The 18,147-nt window shown below is 37.9% G+C and carries 21 protein-coding genes; 16 read left to right on the top strand and 5 right to left on the bottom strand.

The genetic code is table 11. From position 1 onward, the window contains the following. Positions 1-113: 113 nt before the first annotated feature. The 7 genes from A6B43_RS08770 to A6B43_RS08740 all read left to right on the top strand — a co-directional run bounded on the left by A6B43_RS08770 (position 114) and on the right by A6B43_RS08740 (position 9,190). Complete coding sequence (locus tag A6B43_RS08770; RefSeq protein ID WP_176672535.1) at positions 114-464, top strand: hypothetical protein; 351 nt, start codon at positions 114-116, stop codon at positions 462-464. Further along, positions 374-913 (top strand): hypothetical protein, encoded by a 540-nt coding sequence (locus tag A6B43_RS08765; protein WP_176672534.1) that lies wholly within the window; start codon positions 374-376, stop codon positions 911-913. The genes A6B43_RS08770 and A6B43_RS08765 overlap by 91 nt, the downstream gene beginning before the upstream one ends. Then, on the top strand, positions 859-3,219 hold the full coding sequence (locus A6B43_RS08760; protein ID WP_176672533.1) for a putative barnase/colicin E5 family endoribonuclease: 2,361 nt from the start codon (positions 859-861) through the stop codon (positions 3,217-3,219). The genes A6B43_RS08765 and A6B43_RS08760 overlap by 55 nt, the downstream gene beginning before the upstream one ends. A gap of 147 nt (positions 3,220-3,366) precedes the next feature. Then, on the top strand, positions 3,367-7,395 hold the full coding sequence (locus A6B43_RS08755) for a MuF-C-terminal domain-containing protein (RefSeq protein WP_124210584.1): 4,029 nt from the start codon (positions 3,367-3,369) through the stop codon (positions 7,393-7,395). An 81-nt stretch (positions 7,396-7,476) separates the two neighbouring features. Beyond that, the gene (locus A6B43_RS08750) at positions 7,477-7,995 is read left to right on the top strand and encodes a hypothetical protein (protein ID WP_124210583.1); all 519 of its coding nucleotides are present in this window, start codon (positions 7,477-7,479) and stop codon (positions 7,993-7,995) included. Next, positions 7,995-8,423 (top strand): hypothetical protein, encoded by a 429-nt coding sequence (locus A6B43_RS08745; RefSeq protein WP_124210582.1) that lies wholly within the window; start codon positions 7,995-7,997, stop codon positions 8,421-8,423. The genes A6B43_RS08750 and A6B43_RS08745 overlap by 1 nt, the downstream gene beginning before the upstream one ends. A 104-nt stretch (positions 8,424-8,527) precedes the next feature. Next, positions 8,528-9,190 carry a hypothetical protein gene (locus A6B43_RS08740; protein ID WP_124210581.1) on the top strand — a complete coding sequence of 221 codons (663 nt, stop codon included), beginning with the start codon at positions 8,528-8,530 and terminating at the stop codon, positions 9,188-9,190. An 83-nt stretch (positions 9,191-9,273) separates the two neighbouring features. On the opposite strand, the gene A6B43_RS08735 is transcribed toward A6B43_RS08740, so the two are convergent. Further along, on the bottom strand, positions 9,274-9,879 hold the full coding sequence (locus tag A6B43_RS08735) for an XRE family transcriptional regulator (RefSeq protein ID WP_170152418.1): 606 nt from the start codon (positions 9,877-9,879) through the stop codon (positions 9,274-9,276). Between the two features lie 108 nt (positions 9,880-9,987). Between A6B43_RS08735 and A6B43_RS08730 the strand changes: the two genes are divergently transcribed. From A6B43_RS08730 to hpt, 7 genes are all read left to right on the top strand, one after another. Continuing rightward, positions 9,988-10,146, top strand: coding sequence for a hypothetical protein (locus A6B43_RS08730; RefSeq protein WP_170152417.1), 159 nt, complete (start codon positions 9,988-9,990; stop codon positions 10,144-10,146). Positions 10,147-10,216: 70 nt separating this feature from the next. Next, positions 10,217-11,098 carry a BRO-N domain-containing protein gene (locus A6B43_RS08725; protein ID WP_237306904.1) on the top strand — a complete coding sequence of 294 codons (882 nt, stop codon included), beginning with the start codon at positions 10,217-10,219 and terminating at the stop codon, positions 11,096-11,098. Positions 11,099-11,165: 67 nt separating this feature from the next. Then, positions 11,166-11,336 (top strand): hypothetical protein, encoded by a 171-nt coding sequence (locus A6B43_RS08720; protein WP_170152416.1) that lies wholly within the window; start codon positions 11,166-11,168, stop codon positions 11,334-11,336. Positions 11,337-11,383: 47 nt separating this feature from the next. Continuing rightward, positions 11,384-12,286 carry a hypothetical protein gene (locus A6B43_RS08715; protein WP_124210579.1) on the top strand — a complete coding sequence of 301 codons (903 nt, stop codon included), beginning with the start codon at positions 11,384-11,386 and terminating at the stop codon, positions 12,284-12,286. A gap of 9 nt (positions 12,287-12,295) precedes the next feature. Continuing rightward, the gene (locus A6B43_RS08710) at positions 12,296-12,619 is read left to right on the top strand and encodes a hypothetical protein (protein ID WP_124210578.1); all 324 of its coding nucleotides are present in this window, start codon (positions 12,296-12,298) and stop codon (positions 12,617-12,619) included. Further along, the gene (locus A6B43_RS08705; protein ID WP_124210577.1) at positions 12,620-12,955 is read left to right on the top strand and encodes a hypothetical protein; all 336 of its coding nucleotides are present in this window, start codon (positions 12,620-12,622) and stop codon (positions 12,953-12,955) included. It begins immediately after the preceding gene. Positions 12,956-13,178: 223 nt separating this feature from the next. Continuing rightward, the gene (hpt, locus tag A6B43_RS08700) at positions 13,179-13,718 is read left to right on the top strand and encodes a hypoxanthine phosphoribosyltransferase (protein ID WP_124211017.1); all 540 of its coding nucleotides are present in this window, start codon (positions 13,179-13,181) and stop codon (positions 13,716-13,718) included. Between the two features lie 86 nt (positions 13,719-13,804). Here the strand turns inward: hpt and A6B43_RS08695 are convergent, their stop codons facing one another. The 4 genes from A6B43_RS08695 to efp all read right to left on the bottom strand — a co-directional run bounded on the left by A6B43_RS08695 (position 13,805) and on the right by efp (position 16,367). Continuing rightward, on the bottom strand, positions 13,805-14,572 hold the full coding sequence (locus A6B43_RS08695; protein ID WP_124210576.1) for an FNR family transcription factor: 768 nt from the start codon (positions 14,570-14,572) through the stop codon (positions 13,805-13,807). A 236-nt stretch (positions 14,573-14,808) separates the two neighbouring features. Next, on the bottom strand, positions 14,809-15,387 hold the full coding sequence (locus tag A6B43_RS08690) for a thymidine kinase (RefSeq protein WP_124210575.1): 579 nt from the start codon (positions 15,385-15,387) through the stop codon (positions 14,809-14,811). A gap of 59 nt (positions 15,388-15,446) precedes the next feature. Continuing rightward, on the bottom strand, positions 15,447-15,665 hold the full coding sequence (zapB, locus tag A6B43_RS08685; RefSeq protein WP_124210574.1) for a cell division protein ZapB: 219 nt from the start codon (positions 15,663-15,665) through the stop codon (positions 15,447-15,449). 135 nt (positions 15,666-15,800) lie between these two features. Continuing rightward, positions 15,801-16,367, bottom strand: a complete 567-nt coding sequence (efp, locus tag A6B43_RS08680; protein WP_124210573.1) for an elongation factor P — start codon at positions 16,365-16,367, stop codon at positions 15,801-15,803. Positions 16,368-16,534: 167 nt separating this feature from the next. Here efp and A6B43_RS08675 point away from each other — a divergent pair, with 167 nt between their 5' ends. Then, positions 16,535-17,029 (top strand): hypothetical protein, encoded by a 495-nt coding sequence (locus A6B43_RS08675; protein ID WP_124210572.1) that lies wholly within the window; start codon positions 16,535-16,537, stop codon positions 17,027-17,029. A 27-nt stretch (positions 17,030-17,056) separates the two neighbouring features. Next, positions 17,057-18,070: an EF-P beta-lysylation protein EpmB gene (gene epmB, locus A6B43_RS08670; protein ID WP_124210571.1), complete on the top strand. Its 1,014-nt coding sequence runs from the start codon at positions 17,057-17,059 to the stop codon at positions 18,068-18,070. Positions 18,071-18,147: the final 77 nt, after the last annotated feature.

Below are 18,147 nucleotides of genomic sequence, written 5' to 3'. Positions count from 1 at the left end.
TTATTTCCTAAGTAACAGGTAGCTATTATGCAAAATGTCGTTCAATTAGATCCGCAAGTATTAAAACAACTTCAACAACAATTTGTCAGACCCAAAGATGAATTTACAGGCACTTGGTCGCGCCTGAACAGCTTGCACAATTACAAAAAGCCTATGGTGGTGGATATGCGGAACCTAAACCTCTTTCTGCTCAACAACGTGAAGCAAATTTAGAAGCATTTAATACAAATTTACAGCAACAGGGGCAGGCAATTGGAGAGGCTTTTGCCCAGAACACAAAAGACCAACCAATTGAGCATCAATATCAAGCGTATCAACACGCCAAAGAGGCATTAAAAATAATTATGCTCACTTATCGGAAGATCAACAACAAATGCTACTCAGCGCATTTGATGAGCAAGCTGATGTATTTAAAAAAGCAGACAAAGAGGCGGGATTTTTTGCTAGAACAGGAGATGCATTAAGCTATATTCCAACCACTGCAACTAAATTAGGCGAGCAATTTACGGGATTATTTAGTCCAGATGGTGAGGTACGCCAATGGTTGCATAATGCCACAGAAGCGGTAGAAGATTGGCGTAGTGATGAATCGAAGTTACGTCAATTTATTGCGGCACGAAAAATGGCGGAAGCAAAAGCTAATGGCGAATCTGGTTTTACTCAGTTTTTTGCAAATGCAGCAGAAAACCCATTAGAAACCGTAGGGCAATTTGCAGAAAGTGCTTTACCAACAGTGGTGGCAACAGGGGCGGGCGTTGCTGCTGCGCCTATTACTGGTGGTGCGAGTTTGGCTTTACCATTTCTAGTAGGTGGGGTACAAGGTGCAGGTGAACTCGTAATAATATTTACGACCATATTATGGCAATGCCAGAAGAACAATTATCCCAAAATCCACAATATCAGGCGTTATTAGCCAAAGGGTTATCTCCTGCTCACGCTAGAACTGAATTGGCTAGCTCATTCATTGAACACGGCGGAGAAGTTTTGGCAACGGGAGTAAGCAGTGCAGTTTTGAGTGGTGTGGGTGGATTAGGTCGCATTGGACAAGTTGGCAAAGGAATGTTGGGTTCAACGGCTGGTAAGTTTGTTTCTGAGGCAGTTACTGAGCCAGCTGATGAAGTTTTTCAACAGTTTATGGGTAATAAAGCCATTCATGACATTGATCCAACCCATTCTTTAACTGATGGTTTGGGTGAGGCTGCCGCAGGTGGTTTGCTGTTCGGTGTGGCAGGAGGTGGTGTTGCGGCGGCGGATTCCGCTTACCGGACCTCTCAGCAACAGGCAAAGCAATCCGAAGCCTCAGATGACACAATAGATGAAGTTATTTCTTCTACGAAGACATCGGAACAAGCTAATCAACCCAACCAAACAACAAACACCGTACAGGAGCAAGCATTAGAAAAAGTCTTATCCAGTGTTGAAGATGAAACCTTACGCAATGACTATTTTGATGAGCTGAAACAAGATATTGCAGATGGGCTATTGGAAAAACGTGTTGCAGAAGGCGGAGAGTACGGAAAACTGGCTCAAGCCTATTTAAATTCAGTTTCTGAATTTTTAGACACAGTCCAACCAAACACGGTGCAACAAGAAAACCAATCTGAACAAGAGTTTCAGACTGAGCCTACGACACAAAATAGCATTGATGAAGAACGTTTTTCGCAATACAGCAATGAAGTCAATCAACTATTAGACGGTTATCAACAGGGGCAATTGTCCGATACAGACGTATCGAATAGATATCACGATATTGCACAACGTTTCCCAGATCATCATACGCTAGCGGCAGAACATTATCGCCGTCAGCAAGAAGATGAACAGCAACAAGCGCTTTATTCACGTTCACCGATGAAATCCGTTGAAGCAAATATTGCTCGTGGTCGAGAAGCAATGGTAAAAGCGATTTTAGACAAAGCTGATGTTAAGCGTGGAATGTACAATAACGAGTTCGGCTGGGTGGACTTTGTCTGGGGTGATGATGGATTAACAAAACCACGCAATAAAAGAGGTGAGCCTGTTGGTAAAGGTATTTCACATATTATTGAAGCTCGTATGCGTAAGAATAATATGAGTGAACCTGAAGTAGTCGAGATGCTAACTAATGATATTGTGGAAACAATCGCAAAAGGGACGGTAGTTAATGAAAACCCACAATCTAAACTAGAATTAGATTACCTATCACCAAAAAATGGAAGAGTTTATCGGGCAACACTTGTACGGAATAAAGGTAACAATGCTTGGGTTTTAACTGCATTTGATAATAGTGCGAAGTATGTGAATGAAGGTGCGATCAGAAAGGGGAAAGACAAGTCTAATCCTACTACTATCGACCCTACACTCACCCGTGTCGATAGAGGAGCTTCATTCTCGGCTTCTGGTTCAGAACAGCTCGCTAATAATAATGGCTTGTCGAATAACACCGCCGTTGAACTCGGGCGACCGATAAATATTAGCCAACTGAACGATACGCACGCTCACTCACAAAGAGGCAGGGGCGTGGTTGCAGAGAACGGGCCAAATTTAACCGATTCTCAGAACGCCGTCAATAACAAAAGCCAAATTATCCAAGACCAACAAGCCCTATCACGGATTTTAGGGGAAGAAACAGCGAGCCATATCGAAGTGGTTGATCGCAATACCGTTAAACCGCCTAAAGGTGAGTCGGTTGAAAGTTTAGCGAGCAAAAATGTTGAAGGTTGGTTTGATGTAGGAACACAGAAGCTGTATTTATACAGCGATAATATTACTGCAACAGAGAATATGACCCGTGAAGAACGGCTTGCTTGGGTAGCGTGGCACGAGTTGGCACACGCAGGTATGCGTGTCAAACTAGGCTATTCTTTCCATAATATCTTAAAGGGAGCAAGTGAGCACGTTGTGGTTAAAGTCATTGCCCGTAAGATTAGAGATAAATTCGGGTATGATGAAGAAGTTGCCGTAGAAGAAGCAATGGCAGAACTGTATGCGGCGTATGAAACGGGGAGATGGGACGAATTAGGCAAGCGCTATAACACAAGTGTTCATCGATATTGGCATAAGAGTGTTGGTGATTGGCTGATTAAACTCGCAAATTACTTCCGCCGTATTATGGGAGCGATTGTGGGTAAAGATTTCACTCAAACAATGACGACCCGTGAAGTTTTTGACACCTTGCGAGGTATCAAAGAAGGCGTTAATGCACTTGGCAAGAAATCAGTGAATCAGACCGCTAACCAGTAGTCAATAAATGAAAACACAAGTGAAGATACCCGTTATAGTCTAAACGAAGATCCAAATTCTGAGTTTGCTCAGGCAATTGATACAGTTAATCAGGGCGGAAATGTTGCTGGTTATGTTAATGTAGGTACAACGCCTGATGTATTAAAAATGCTGGGGTTGCCAGATGTGAATGTAACTATTCACGGTTCAACCTTTAAAAAAGTAATGCAGGATAAACATAATGTAACGGCAGAAACATTGAAGCAATTACCTAGCCAAATCAACGATCCTGTTGCCGTGATGAAGTCTATAACTCACGATAAAAGTTATATTGTTTTAACTGAATTAGTAGAGCAAGAGAATGGTTGGAATAAGCCAATTATTGCAGCACTACACCTAAAACAAGATAAAAATGGATTAGAGTTAGTCAATATTGCGAGTGTTTATGGACGCAGTAAATCTCAAATTCAAAAAGGATTGAATGATGATTTGCTTTATTGGAATGATAAAAAAGGGACTGATTTTGCGAATACCTTTGGGCTTCAATTGCCCGCATATGCATCACTAAAACAGTCCACTGGTAGTGATATTAAAACAGAAGCCGACTTACGTCAATACCAATCTGATAACTCAGCTAATGTAAATCAGCGTGGAGAGCATACTTTTGCTGAAGCTATACCAAGACGTACAGCAAATAGTTTTGATGAGGTAAGAAATATTGTTTCTGAATTATTAGGTGAGCCCTTGGTAAATCAAAAAACAGGAATGATTGCAACTCTGTCTAAACGTTCTTTAGATAAATTATTAAGTGGTAAAGCAACAGGAAAATCAACTAACGTACACGATCACTTAATGGCAGTGGCGAATATCGATCAGCTTTTTGAAAATGCGGTACAAGGTTGGGTTGAACCACATAAAAATAATGATCCAAATATTGCAGGTGTACATAGAATGTTTGCACCATTAAATATTGATGGAGAAGTTAAATTAGCGAAGCTTACGATTAAGGCGATGAATTTTGATCAAGGTAATAAGATTTATTCAGTTGAAACTATTGAAGTTGAAAATGAAAACGGCATTTTGGGTAACTTGGAAGCCACAGCTAATCAAGATGATAAACTGACTTCCCCACAAAATGCCGATGTTGATAGTCTAGTACAACGCATCAAAGATTTCAATGACAGGAGTAGAAATATTACTCAAAATTCAGCCAACGAAATCCGCTATTCTCGTCAATCCGTTGAAGATTTAGCGGCAACGGGGAAAGCGAAAGATGATCACACGAGTTTATTCCAAGATTTAATTTCTCGAGATGTTACTCGATTGACGGAAAGATGGGGTAAGGCAACGGCGAAATTAGATGAAATCTTTGCAGACTCATTGCGGCCTATTTCTGATTGGATAGACAACTTGCCAGCCTTGGAAGAGAACGGTAAAGCGCTTATCAAGGGAAGAATGTATCGTGCGAAGAACTTGAGAGATGTGGCCCGTTCTGAACTGGAAGCTAAATTTATGCAACCTTTACAAAAAGAGTTGAGTGAATTAGCGAAAAAATATCAGAAAGACCCGTTAAGTACCAAGCGTATTGTCGGGTTTTGGGCATCATTACGTTATTCGGTGATCCGAAACCAACGGTTATTAGAGACGGATAAAAAAGCCGTTGATGACGCTCAATTAGCACTGGAAGAGGCACAACAAAGTGGTAAGCAATCTGCAATTGATAAGGCGGCTCGTGCGTATCGTGCAGCAGAAAGGCAGTACCGCTATCGTCAGGAAGATGTGAATAGCACTCAATTTGGCAAAGGGGCGGAAGATGTACCGTTTAAAGTAGGGACAGCAGGCGGCTGGTCTATTCCAGAAGCACAGGCATATATGGCAGGATTGGAAAAACATATTGCGAAAGCTGATATGGAAAAAGTGTTAGCTAATCTCTATGCGATGCAAAAATATATGCTACTGCTTGACTCAAAAAGTGGACGTTACACGCCCGAACAAATTAAGGAATATATGGCTGACCAATATTATGTTCCTTTAACGGGCGATCCAAATATGAGTGAGGACACGGGCTTTATCGGGGGCGTGGGTTCTCGTTCACTCAACATTTCTCGAGACAAAGCGTTAAAAGGACGAACCGCGTCAGAAGCAGAAGATGCGTTTGATGCCGTATGGAAAGCGGTCGGTAAAACAACGACGTTTTATGGCTGGCAACCGTTTAAGCAATCGTTATTTGATAGCTATAATGCGAGAGTGGACGAACTCACCGAAAAAGGAATGGCAGAAAAGTCAGCGAAAGAACAGGCGAGTGCTGAGTTAGGTATATCTGTTCAAAAGCTGATGGGATTAACACGTCCTAATGATAATGTGCTTATTCACAAAGATTTAGGTGAGTATTATGAAATTCATCTACCGGATAATGTTGTGAAGAATCTTAAAGAGGACAACGTAGAAGTGGCTAATCGTTGGACGACTTGGGTTTCAAAACCAACGAGAATGATGGCCCGAGGGGTAACGCAACTGACCTACGATTTTGCCCCGAAAAATATGTTTAGGGATACGTGGGATAAGTCCGATTTAATTCGAGATCAAAAAATCTATGATAAAAACGGTAAAGCATTATCGCAAGCAGCCAAAAACAAAATTGGACGGGCGGTGTGGTTTAATGCGTTAAACCCTAATAAAGGGATTTGGAAAGCCACCAATAAATTTGCACGAGGTCAATCGCTGGATATCAATTCAGACAATGAGGCTGAACGAGCAATGGCACAATTAGTGCAATATGGTGGCTTATCCTCCTTCACCCAAATGATTGCTAAAACGGAAGAAGATTTTATCCAGCAGGTTCGCAGAAAAGGCACAGCCAAAGGTGTTTTTGTTGAACAGTTGGCAGGTTATGTTGAGGCATACAATGGCACGTTTGATTATGTTTCTTCTTTAGCGACCTTTAAAGCATTAGTGGATAATAATGTCGATCCTGAACAAGCGGCGAGTTTAACCTTAGATTTGTCAAACTTCAGAAAAACAGGGACAGCAACGAAAAGTCTGAAAGGATTTTTTATGTTCTTACAACCAAAAATGATGGGAGCTTCTGTCTTATTAAAGAGTTTGAATACCCCGAGCGGTAAACTGCGTTTTGCAAGGCAAGTTACGGCAAGTATGCTGATTTACAATGCACTGGCTCTAGCATTTGCCTCAATGTTTGGTGATGATGAAGCAGGTAATAAATTGGATATGCTGGGTGATATTACAGGCTTTATTCCGATTCCAATCCCTTGGGCAGATGAAAACAGTGAACATAAATTCTGGAAATTACCGCTTGGATTTGGTTCAGCCCAATTAGCGTGGAATATGGCCGTGAATGTGAGCCGTGCAGCTCGTGGTTCAATTTCAGCAACGGATGCCAGTGTGAATGTTGTAACAAACTTCGGTAAGGTCTTTGCTCCTGTATCGCCTTCGGATATTTCGGCATCAAAAGACCCCGTCGCAAAATTGGTACTCACGCTTACCCCAAGTATTGCCTTGCCTGTTATACAACTTGGTTTTAATCGAGATGCGTTCGGACGTCCAATTCATACTACCTTTGAACGTGGCGAGAAAATCAAAGCAGAACAGGGCAAAGCGAACACGGCAGATGCGTGGGAACATATTGCCTTATCGTTGTATGATATGACGGGGGGCGTGATCGATATGTACCCAGAGTCGGTTAAGCATTTAATCAATGGCTATGCGTTGCCGTTAGGCTCATTTAGAGAAGCCACTAATATTCTGATTGAAAACCCGAATCGAGAAAAGTTAGGGAAAACACAGAGACCAGTGCTATTACGTTCTTTGGTCGGTAATGTGAATGAATTTGCTGTTCAAACCACATTCTATGAAGCGATGGAAGAAGCACAAGCTACGCATAAAGCCTATACACGCTTCAAAGAAACAGGGCAATTATCAGACTGGGTTACGCCTGAGAAAATGCAAGAAGTCCGTTTTTATGAATTAGCCCAAAAAAGAACAGGTGAATTACGTTCGCTTAAGGCAAAACGTACAAAGGCACTCAATAAAGGCACACTTTCACAAGATGCCTACGACAAATGGATTAGAGAGGTCTATGTTCCACATACCGATAAAGTCCAACGAGCCTTTGTGAATAAATGGCGAAGAGAACACGGCTTGGATACCACACTCCAATCAGGCACGCCGAAGTTGTAAAATAACAGACCGCACTTTTGGGTGCGGTTTGCTACTTAGTTCAAATTATGTAACAATAAAGGCTTGTGATAGGGGGAAATTATGTCTTCATTAGGATTAGTCAGTTCAGCCATAGCGTCTGCTGTTGCTATTGCACAACCTATTAACTCAAACACTGTTGCACAATATGAAAGTATTCGTCATATTCTTACTACGGAAGAACTAGCCTCAGATGTTGATATTACGGAATTAACTAGCCGTGTATTTATGGCAGAAAGAGCCTTATTTGCCTTGTATCAACTTGCCTCTCGTTATAATGAAATTTTTAAACGATCTCAACATATAGAATGGATGAGTATGTTTAAAGACTCGGCGACATTATTATTTCAGAGCAAGCCGTATGCGGAAGAGAAAAGCGAGCTATCAGAAATATTAGCGGCATTTGAATCTACATTAAATAAAATTACTTATTTATTTAAAGCCTGCGAATATCAAAAACGAGCCGAAGATGTTTTAAATGGCAGATTGTACACAGGTAATCCAGATACAGGTCTAGTTTTTGATGGGAGATTTTCTCGTGAGGAAAAACGTAAGCAACTCTTAGCAAACAGGAGAGTATAATGAAAGTTATACTTTCTCCGCAATTTCAATCAGGTGAGTTAGATGAGGAATATTTTAGGGATCTGCCCTATTTTGATGACCCTCAAATTGAGATGTTGCTTGATTTTATTGAATGCGTGGAGAAAGACTTACCGTTGAAAGGTAAAAATAAAACCTCTTGGCAAGATAATAAGGGTAATGAAATTCCTGATGCAGCGTGGTATAAAATTCATCACTGTTGGCATTACCATTCTGGGCCATATAGAGCTAATAACCACGCTATATATACTTGCCATTTAGAGTGGAATATTAAAGGCTTAACTTCATCTGCGGTTATTCATTATCAAAAATTAAGTGATGATGAGATCTATATTTTGGCTTATTCACCAAAGCATATTCCATTTCCTGATGTAGATATACAAACTAATCCAATGCGAGATAGAGTTTAAGACCACACCAACCGCCCATAACATTAGGCGGTTTTCTTTTGTCTAAATTTTGGATAGAATAAAAGCAGTTTGGTATGAGGGTTGGATCATTGGGGAGATAATAAGTGAAACCTGTATTCTATCGTTGGTTTTATAGGATTTGGGCATATTTTTTACTTCCTATAAATTTTTTGGGGTTGATGTATGTTATTTATGAAGGTGGAAGAGGTGATATAAAATTTCATTTATTTTTAGCACTTATTTTCTTTATTATTTATTTAACTGTTATAAAAAACAAAATAGCATTTTGGATTAATTTTTTATCTATATTCTTTCTGAGTGCTGCAATAATACAATTTCTTCCTCAAATTATAGTATATAAAATGAAGTATTTCTCATTAAATTATTTCCATTCATATAAAGAAATAAAAGATTTTTCTAGCATTGTGGGTTTTGTTTTTTTACTATTATTTTGGTATCTCTGGACTGGAACAGAGAATATTTTTTTGAGTTATAAAGTTCTAAAACCAACGTGGTATGCAAAAAATAACAAGGTAAATCTTACTAATTTATATGATAGGATTAAAGCAATGAAATGCTCTGAAATATTAATAAACCCAATAGTGATTAGTGTTCTTATCGTTATTATTGGTGTAATTATAGCTATTTGGTATTATAGATATTCAGATCCTTATAATCAATGTCAGAGAGAGCTGCGGGCAATGAAACCCAATGCAACTAACATTTACATAATACAGAGCTGTAATAAAATTATGAGAGGTAAATAGATAAATTTTAAGTCCCTATATTTAGGGGCTTTATTTCAATATATTCAGTCGCACATTGTTTTGCTTGTGTTGTTGATGGCATTTTAAATGAAGCCACTACGCCAAATTACTTTTCCAATAATCTCAATGCGTTGATGAGATATTTCAAATGATTGATACATATTATTGGATGCATAGATAATAAAGTTATTTTTATCTCCTACAGCGATATGTCTAGTATAGACATTATCATCGGTCATAACTAAAAAAATATCTTTATTAAAACAGTTATCATTCATGTCATACGTTGTGTTTACAATAAGCGTATCTCCATGTTGTAGTATAGGCTCCATTGAATTACCTTGATATTTATAAGCAAGGAAATTAGAAGGGCTGACATTATTTGGTAATAGAGTATTTGGGATATATAAAAATTCATCTTCATCGAATTCTGTTAGGTAGAATGGAATTTTAGTTAGGTAAACCTCTTCTTGTGTTAAAGACTCAATGAGTGTGGTTAGGTCAATTTTAAGCAGTTCAGCGATTCGCTTTGCTGTCTCAATACGTGGCTTTGCAAGTCCTTTTTCATATTTAGAAATGAGCGTAGGGCTAGTATTCGTTCTCTCGGCAACGTCTTTCTGTGTATAACCTAATTCAGTCCGCTTTTGCTTAAATAGAATTTTAAATGGTAAAGTTTCTTCTTTTTTCATAAAAATCACTTGTAATAAACTTTTAACTTGTATAATATCACTCTTGTTCATTAGATGAACAAGTTTTATAAGCTGATATTATCACAATTTTATAAAGAGGACAAAATTATGAATATCCAAGAAAGAAAACACGTTTCTGCTCAATTACCAATAGAATTGGTTGAATGGGTTAAAGCGAAGGGAAAAGAAAACTACCGCAGTTTTACAAAAGAATTACAGTATTTATTGGAAGAGAGCATGCAAAAGGACCAAGCTAATACTCAATAATGGAAAAGCCTCACCAGCGGCAACTGTTGAGGCTTAGAATGAAAAATCCAACCTTAGAAAGGAAATTTCTATGAATAATCATACTATACAAACTCAAAAAACTCAAATTCAGGCTGAATTTTCAACTTTCAAATTTGATAAAAGTGAAATTCGTACTTTAGTTATCAATAGGGAGCCTTGGTTTGTCGCTAGGGATCTCTGTGATGCTCTTGGTTTAAGTAACTCAAGAATGTCCTTACTAGCCTTAGATGATGATGAGAAGGGAGTAAGTTTAATTTACACCCATGGCGGACAGCAAGAAATGAGCATAGTTTCCGAAAGTGGAATGTACACTTTGATCTTACGTTGCCGTGATGCAGTTAAAAAAGGTTCTATCCCACACAGTTTTAGAAAATGGGTAACAGCAGAAGTTTTACCAACAATTCGCAAAACAGGCAAATATGAAAATAAAACCACAGTAGATGAAAGAACGGGGTTACGAGATGCCGTAAATATGCTTGTAAGTAAAAAAGGGCTAATTTATTCTGAAGCCTATCATTTAGTACATCAGCGTTTTAATGTGCAATCAATCGAAGAACTTACATCAGAGCAGTTGCCAATGGCAGTAGAGTATGTTCATAAACTTTGTTTAGAAGGTGAGTTGATTATTGATGAACCTAAACAACTAAATAATTGCACGATAAAAGAAGAAGAAGCATTGCATATTATCGTTAATCTCTTTCATTCTCTTAATGGAGCTTACGATATGGGTGAAAAGATACGGAATAACGCTCCACATATCGGACGAGAAATTGACAAAGAGCTAGGAGGTTATCATATCTACAACTTGAACGAACCTACTCACCAAGCTTTGGCAAAAGCTCGCAAATACATTCAAGCCAAAAGCGAACGAATTATGTTCGTCAAAGGAATGTTGAGCTTACTTGAAGAACCAAAACGAATTGCAAATTAAATAGATTAACCCACCGCTTGTAGCGAAAGTTACAGGCGGTTTTTTTATACCTAAAATAAGGAGAATTATGGCAAACCCCTATGAAAAAGAAATTGAAGAACTACGAGATAAATCAGATAAAGAGAGTAATAAACAAGCCCTCTATCAAAAGTATAAATCGCTTTACAATCCTTATTCTACTAAACAGCAAGATGACTTTGTTAAAGAGTTGATCAACCAGTTTGGAGAATATATTTAGAAAGCTCATTACTTGTACTTACATTATTTGAATGAGGAGATTTAATTATGGCAGATGAAGGACTAATTGCAGCGGCAGGAACAGTCGCAGCAGGTGCTGCTATTCTGTATGCAACAGCAGGTGAAGTTGATTGTAACAAAATAAAAGAGGAGATTGAGAAACTTCCAGCGTCTAAGGAAAAATTAACAGATGCTTCTGCAAAAGCAAGAGCATTGGCCATGTCCGATTATGCGTGTAAATACTTTAATGCGGTGAAAGAAAATGCTCGTATGAATATGATAATCGCACTAATTCAACAGGCTGCTTCATTTTACATTGCCGATAAACAGCACGATATTGCTAAACAAGCACAACGTCGTTTTGATGAAATATGGCATAACCAACGAGATAAAGCCGATAAATTATTTGATCATTGGGAGCAGAATGGAAAACCAGTTGAAGCAAGCATGTTGGCAGATTTGAGTTCAAGGCAGTATGTCGTAGATTATGAAACGGCAAAAAATCGAGCTATTGTCAATGCACGCAGTGAATTTGCTCGAGCAAGAGATAAAGTACGCCGTGAAAGTAATATTCATTGTGTTGGGGCAACTCGCACGGCATTACGCCAGTTGCAAATTGCAGAAGCAAAAGCAGCAGTGCTAGCTACTAATTCAGCTATTCGTTTTGAAGAAGAACGTAAACATCAACGTGAATCACAATATCGTGAAGAGTCCTTTAAGTGGGCTTCATTAATTCAAGGTGCATTAACTGGAAGCAGTAATGCAATTAGAACAGCACAGCAAGCAGCTGCAGCAGCAGGAAGTATCAATCCTTATGAAGGGTGGAGTAATTCCGTATCGAGTTTAAGTGCTATTGGAGGTGCATTAGGAAATATGAATGGAGCTACATTTGGGGCATTAAATGCGGGCGTATCAGGAATGTCATCAGCAGGATTTTGGGGAAGTGCTTAAGGAGGCAAAATGAGACCAATTCAAATTGATCGCAAGGTCGCAAAAACAACATTTCAAATTGAAAATTGTAGTAATACAAAAGAGGCAACAATTGAAATCACTCGAGTAGGCGGGGGAGATACGATTATTTATCCCGCTTTTGAAATGGACGCAAATACCGTTACGTTTATGTGGGATAACGCATTGTATAGGGCAAGAGAAGGACGGTATCAAGGCATTATTCGTATTGATGGCTGTAAACCTTTTTGTGTACCCATTCATATAGGTTGTGCGTGCAATATGGGGAACAATGAAAATGGTTACTTTACTTCTAATGAATGTTTGGGGTGTTAAATGAAATACAAATGGTTAAATGGTTATTCAACTAGTTTAAGTGGAAAACTAAATGCAACAGATGGTATCTTGCCTATCACAAATGCGAGAGAGCTTGCCGAAAAGTTGGGGGAAGATCACACTTACTTGGTAATCAATGACGGAACAGGAGCAGAAATAGTTAAAGCCTATGCTTTTGGTAATGAAGTCAAAATTGAGCGTGGGAAAGATGGTTCATCAGCCAAAGCATTCCCGATGGGAAGTTGTGTAAAGTGGGAATTTACTCAATCAGCTTTTAACGATTTAGGTTGCCCGAGCAACGAAAACAGTGAGTGCTGTAAATGTTGCGAGCATTGATTTATTGTTAAAAATTCAGTATGATTCTTCTAAGTAAAAGCTGGTCGATGAAATAAGAGTTTAAAAATACTTGATACCAAATTTGCACCATATAAGTGATAAAGCATTGATTTACAATGTATTAAGTTGCTCGCCCAGAGCACCAAGTAATGAAGGAAGGCCTTAACCAACTTGGTTAAGGCTTTTTTATTATAATAGTTAGTCTATGTGAGAAGGGTAGATGATGAAGAAGCACCATATTGAAACATTGATTTCACCTGATGATGTTAAGCAACGTATTAAAGAGCTAGCGAAGGAAATTAATCATTATTATCAGCATAATCACGGAAAGAATCTCGTAGTTGTAGGGTTATTACGAGGTTCTTTTATGTTTATGGCTGATTTAGTGCGTGAGTTAAAAATCCCAGTTGAGGTCGATTTTTTAACAGCCTCAAGTTATGGTGTAAATACAGAATCAAGCCGTGATGTAAAAATTTTAAAAGATTTAGACGGCGAGATTTATGGTAAAGATGTATTGTTAGTAGAGGATATTATTGATACAGGCTTTACTTTAAGTAAGGTCAAAGATATTTTAAAATTGCGAGAGCCTAAATCGATTGCTATTTGTACATTATTAGATAAACCTTCTCGCCGTGAGGTCGATGTGCCAGTAGAATGGATTGGTTTTGCGATTCCTGATGAATTCGTTGTAGGCTATGGGATTGATTATGCACAGCATTATCGTAATTTAGATTATATTGCAAAAGTGATCATTGACGAGTAATTGCAAGATTTTTTATAAAGTAATCGCTTGTAAATAGGGCTAGTAATATTATTACTAGCCCTATTATCTCTATATCAGCAATAGAATTAGATATTAACTGTAACAGGAATCTTAGATTTTGTTACACCTGCCATTTCTCTAAGGTCGTCCATTTTATTAATCGTAATATATTTACCTTGTACACTAATTAAACCACTTTTCTGGAATCGTCCTAGTAGGCGACTAATTGTTTCAATAGTTAGTCCAAGATAGTTACCAATATCGCCTCTTGTCATTGTTAAACGAAATTCTCTAGCAGAAAATCCTCGTTCAGAATAACGTTGAGAAAGGTTATAAAGAAATGCTGCAAGTTTTTCTTCGGCATTCATTTTTGAAAGCAATAGGATCATCTCTTGATCATTTTTGATTTCACTACTCATTAAACGCATAATTTGATGACGAATGCGGGGCATTTTTCCTGCAAGGTCATCTAAAATTTCAAAAGGAATTTCACAGATCATTGAAGTTTCTAAGGCTTGAGCAAAACCAACGTGTTTCATATCCATAATGGCATCGAAACCAATTAAATCACCAGGGAGATGGAATGCAGTAATTTGTTCTTCACCATTTTCACTAATGGTATAAGCTTTAATTGTACCAGAACGAATAGCATAAATGGCTTTCAATTCATCACCAGATTGAAAGAGAATTTGGGATTTTTGAATTGGCTTTTTCCGCTCAATGATATTATCTAATTGAGTTAATTCGTGTTCATTTAGGGCAAAAGGCAGACATAACTGGTTGATGCTACAATTTTGGCAATGGATTGTACAAGTTGTCCTGCCTGTTATTTTTTGATCGGATACAATTTTCATAGTATGCTTGTAATAAAAAGACCCTTAAATTGATTTAGGGCAAATTTTAGCATTTTTTTGATACATTTAGAACTAATAAATTTTAACAGGACACAGGTAGGTAATAGATATGCCAGTAGAAAAATTAACAAAAAAGCGGTTAATCCAAATTGTAGCAATGCTCGTCATTTTAATTATAGCGTTTATTTATCGAACTTATACCCATAGTTGAACTAAAAGGGCATTATGCCCTTTTATTATTTATTAAGTTTTTCTTTATAGTGATAGCGACAAACAGATAAATAAGTATCGTTGCCCCCAATTTGAATTTGTTCACCATCAACGATAGCATCGCCATTTTCATTGATACGTAGGACAAAATTTGCTTTACGTCCACAATAGCAAATCGTTTTAAGCTCTTCGAGTTGATCTGCCCAAGCTAATAAATAATGGCTGCCTTCAAATAGTTCTGCTTGAAAATCAGTGCGTAAACCATAGCATAGGACAGGAATTTTTAATTTATCAACAACTTCAGTGAGTTGATAGACTTGATCTTTCGTTAAAAATTGTGCTTCATCAACTAAAATGCAGTGTAATTTTTTTGTATTATGGTGCTCATTAATTTCCATCAAGAGATCTGTCGTTGAATGAAAAATATTAGCATCTTGCATAATCCCAATACGGGAAGCGACTTTACCAATCCCATAACGTCCATCAATAGCAGCGGTATAAACTAACGTGTTCATTCCTCGTTCTTGATAATTATAGGAAGATTGTAGCAATGTTGTGGATTTTCCTGCATTCATTGCAGAGTAGTAAAAATAGAGTTTTGCCATAATTACACCAATAAAAAACGGCTAATATCTAAATTAGCCGTTTATCCGTTCATAGAAAATTAAACGTTATCAATTTGACCTAAAAGTGAACGTAAACGGTCTTGGAAACCTTGATGTTCTGCTTTTAATTGTTCATGCTCTTTACGTAAAGTTTCATTAGCACGGTTAGCATCGTCATTTTTACCTTTTAATTCTTCTACTTCTAATTGAAGTAATTGAATTGTTTCAACAGCTTGTTTAATTTTGTTTTCGAGTTGATCGAGAACTTCGATAGACATAATGTTTCCCTCTTTATAATTCACTATAATAATGTTGAGATGTAAAGAATTGTACTCTAATCTGACCGCTATTTCATTATAAAGTTTTGAAATACTGGTAAAAAAATCCCCTAACGAACATTAGGGGAGATTAAATTATTTCACACGAGAAACATATTCGCCTGAACGAGTGTCAACACGGATCACTTCGCCAATTTGAACGAATAGCGGAACACGAACCACAGCACCTGTGCTTAATGTTGCTGGTTTACCACCTGTGCCTGCGGTATCACCTTTTAAGCCAGGATCGGTTTCGATTACTTCTAATTCTACGAAATTAGGTGGAGTAACTGAAATTGCTGTGCCATTCCATAATGTGATGATACAGTCGGCTTGATCAACTAACCATTTATGGTTATCGCCCAATGCTTTCGCATCAACTGAAATTTGTTCAAAAGTTTCTGGGTGCATAAAATACCAGAAATCATCATCTTTGTAAGAGTAAGTATAGTTGTAATCAACAACATCAGCAGCTTCAACGGTATTTCCTGATTTGAAGTTGATCTCTAATACTTTACCAGAGATTAATTTACGGATTTTTGTACGGGTAAAAGCTTGCCCTTTCCCTGGTTTTACGAATTCGTTTTCAATAATAACGCAAGGTTCGCCATCTTGGATAAATTTTAAACCTGGTTTAAAGTCGTTCGTGCTGTAACTAGCCATTTTATTCCTCAGAATAGTAAATAGAGCCTAAATAGGCTGAAATAGAAAGGTAATATAATACAACAAAATTGAATAATGGTTAAAAAATTTCTTTACAGTGGCGCTCGATTTATTTTCAGGTATAATCCACCGACTTTTTAACCTTTAGAATGGATTTAAGTAATACAATGAAAAAATTAATGATTTTAGCGGTAATTACCGCACTTTCAGTTGCAACGGTAGCAGAAGCAAAACGTGGCGGTGGCTTTAGAATGATGAAAAGTAAACCACAAACGAGCCAACAACAAAAAAGACCTGATGCAGATTTCAACAATACGCCTAATGCAATGCCAAACAATGCAGCAACACAGGCACAAAGTGGTAACCGAATGGGGAATTTTGTAACGGGTGCAGCCGCTGGTTATTTATTAAGTAATATGTTATCACCAACAGAAGCACAGGCTCAGCAACAAGCGGTAGGTTCTACACTAGATTCTGCAAATCCTGCGGCTAATGTGCAAACCTTTAAACAACTTGATCCAACTGATCCAAATCTGATTGAACGCAATGCTAGCTATGCTCGTTATTGTTTAGGCGGAGTACAATACATTGTAAATGGTTCAAAAGCGATTGCCTTGATGGACAGCCAAAATCAGCCGCAACGTTGTGTAATTGAAAAATAGTTAAATAAAACAGTATTTCTGCCGTAAATGATACCGATTTCAATCACAAAATATGATGATAAACCATTATGGTTACAAGATCTAGCTGACGCTTTTAACGATCCTGTGATGTTGTTGAGCTATCTTGAGCTAGACCCTGATCACTTTACGGCAGATATTCAGGCTCGCAAACTGTTTGCAGTTCGTGTGCCTCGCCCTTTTGCAGAAAAAATGCAAAAAAATAATCCGAGAGATCCGCTATTTTTACAAGCAATGTCGCTTCAAAATGAATTTTTGCAAGCGGACGGTTTCGTCAAAGATCCTCTTGAAGAACAACATTCTCCTGCTCCAAATATTCTGCATAAATATCATAATCGCTTGTTATTTATGTTGAAAAATAGCTGTGCAATTAACTGTCGTTACTGTTTTCGTCGCCATTTTCCCTATTCTGAGGTGAAAAGTGGTAAAGCCGTTTGGCAACAAGGGATTGCTTATATCCAGGAGCATAAAGAATTGGAAGAAATTATTTTGTCAGGCGGTGATCCGCTAATGGCAAAAGATCAAGAAATTGATTGGATTTTGACTGAGCTTGAGCAAATTTCCCATATAAAAACGGTGAGAATTCACACTCGTTTGCCTGTGGTTATCCCGAATCGCATTACCACTGAATTGACTGACCGTTTGTCGAAATCGCCTTTAAATATCGTATTAGTAACGCATATCAATCACGCTAATGAAATTGATGAAACGTTTGCGGAAAAAATGGCAATGCTTAAACAAGCCGGGGTAGCATTGCTTAATCAATCTGTATTGTTAAAAGAGGTGAACGATAATGCCGAAATACTGAAAGCATTGAGTGATAAGCTTTTTAGCTACGGTATTTTGCCCTATTATTTACATTTGCTTGATAAAGTAGAAGGGGCGAGCCATTTTTATCTTGATGATAAAACAGCATTTGCCATTTATAAACAGCTTCAGCGTATTACATCGGGCTACCTTGTTCCTAAACTTGCTCGAGAAATTGCTTTTGAGCCAAATAAAACCTTGATGTCAGCTAATTAGGTCGTTACTTTTCGTTCTGCTATATAATCTGCGTGGCAAATTGCAAAAATAGCCCCAAATCTTACCGCTTGCTATGC

Origin of the sequence: Vespertiliibacter pulmonis, from assembly GCF_013377275.1 — a bacterium.
GTDB lineage: Bacteria > Pseudomonadota > Gammaproteobacteria > Enterobacterales > Pasteurellaceae > Vespertiliibacter > Vespertiliibacter pulmonis.
This window is presented reverse-complemented; position numbering and strand designations above follow the sequence as displayed.

Coding starts and splice junctions, on each gene's coding strand:
- A6B43_RS08695 (WP_124210576.1), bottom strand. CDS start 14,572: ATGAAAATTGTATCCGATCAAAAAATAACAGGCAGGACAACTTGTACA.
- A6B43_RS08675 (WP_124210572.1), top strand. CDS start 16,535: ATGAAAAAATTAATGATTTTAGCGGTAATTACCGCACTTTCAGTTGCA.
- epmB (WP_124210571.1), top strand. CDS start 17,057: ATGATACCGATTTCAATCACAAAATATGATGATAAACCATTATGGTTA.
- A6B43_RS08735 (WP_170152418.1), bottom strand. CDS start 9,879: ATGAAAAAAGAAGAAACTTTACCATTTAAAATTCTATTTAAGCAAAAG.
- A6B43_RS08720 (WP_170152416.1), top strand. CDS start 11,166: ATGGCAAACCCCTATGAAAAAGAAATTGAAGAACTACGAGATAAATCA.
- zapB (WP_124210574.1), bottom strand. CDS start 15,665: ATGTCTATCGAAGTTCTCGATCAACTCGAAAACAAAATTAAACAAGCT.
- A6B43_RS08730 (WP_170152417.1), top strand. CDS start 9,988: ATGAATATCCAAGAAAGAAAACACGTTTCTGCTCAATTACCAATAGAA.
- A6B43_RS08725 (WP_237306904.1), top strand. CDS start 10,217: ATGAATAATCATACTATACAAACTCAAAAAACTCAAATTCAGGCTGAA.
- A6B43_RS08705 (WP_124210577.1), top strand. CDS start 12,620: ATGAAATACAAATGGTTAAATGGTTATTCAACTAGTTTAAGTGGAAAA.
- A6B43_RS08765 (WP_176672534.1), top strand. CDS start 374: ATGCTACTCAGCGCATTTGATGAGCAAGCTGATGTATTTAAAAAAGCA.
- A6B43_RS08690 (WP_124210575.1), bottom strand. CDS start 15,387: ATGGCAAAACTCTATTTTTACTACTCTGCAATGAATGCAGGAAAATCC.
- efp (WP_124210573.1), bottom strand. CDS start 16,367: ATGGCTAGTTACAGCACGAACGACTTTAAACCAGGTTTAAAATTTATC.
- hpt (WP_124211017.1), top strand. CDS start 13,179: ATGAAGAAGCACCATATTGAAACATTGATTTCACCTGATGATGTTAAG.
- A6B43_RS08715 (WP_124210579.1), top strand. CDS start 11,384: ATGGCAGATGAAGGACTAATTGCAGCGGCAGGAACAGTCGCAGCAGGT.
- A6B43_RS08750 (WP_124210583.1), top strand. CDS start 7,477: ATGTCTTCATTAGGATTAGTCAGTTCAGCCATAGCGTCTGCTGTTGCT.
- A6B43_RS08760 (WP_176672533.1), top strand. CDS start 859: ATGGCAATGCCAGAAGAACAATTATCCCAAAATCCACAATATCAGGCG.
- A6B43_RS08710 (WP_124210578.1), top strand. CDS start 12,296: ATGAGACCAATTCAAATTGATCGCAAGGTCGCAAAAACAACATTTCAA.
- A6B43_RS08755 (WP_124210584.1), top strand. CDS start 3,367: ATGCTGGGGTTGCCAGATGTGAATGTAACTATTCACGGTTCAACCTTT.
- A6B43_RS08745 (WP_124210582.1), top strand. CDS start 7,995: ATGAAAGTTATACTTTCTCCGCAATTTCAATCAGGTGAGTTAGATGAG.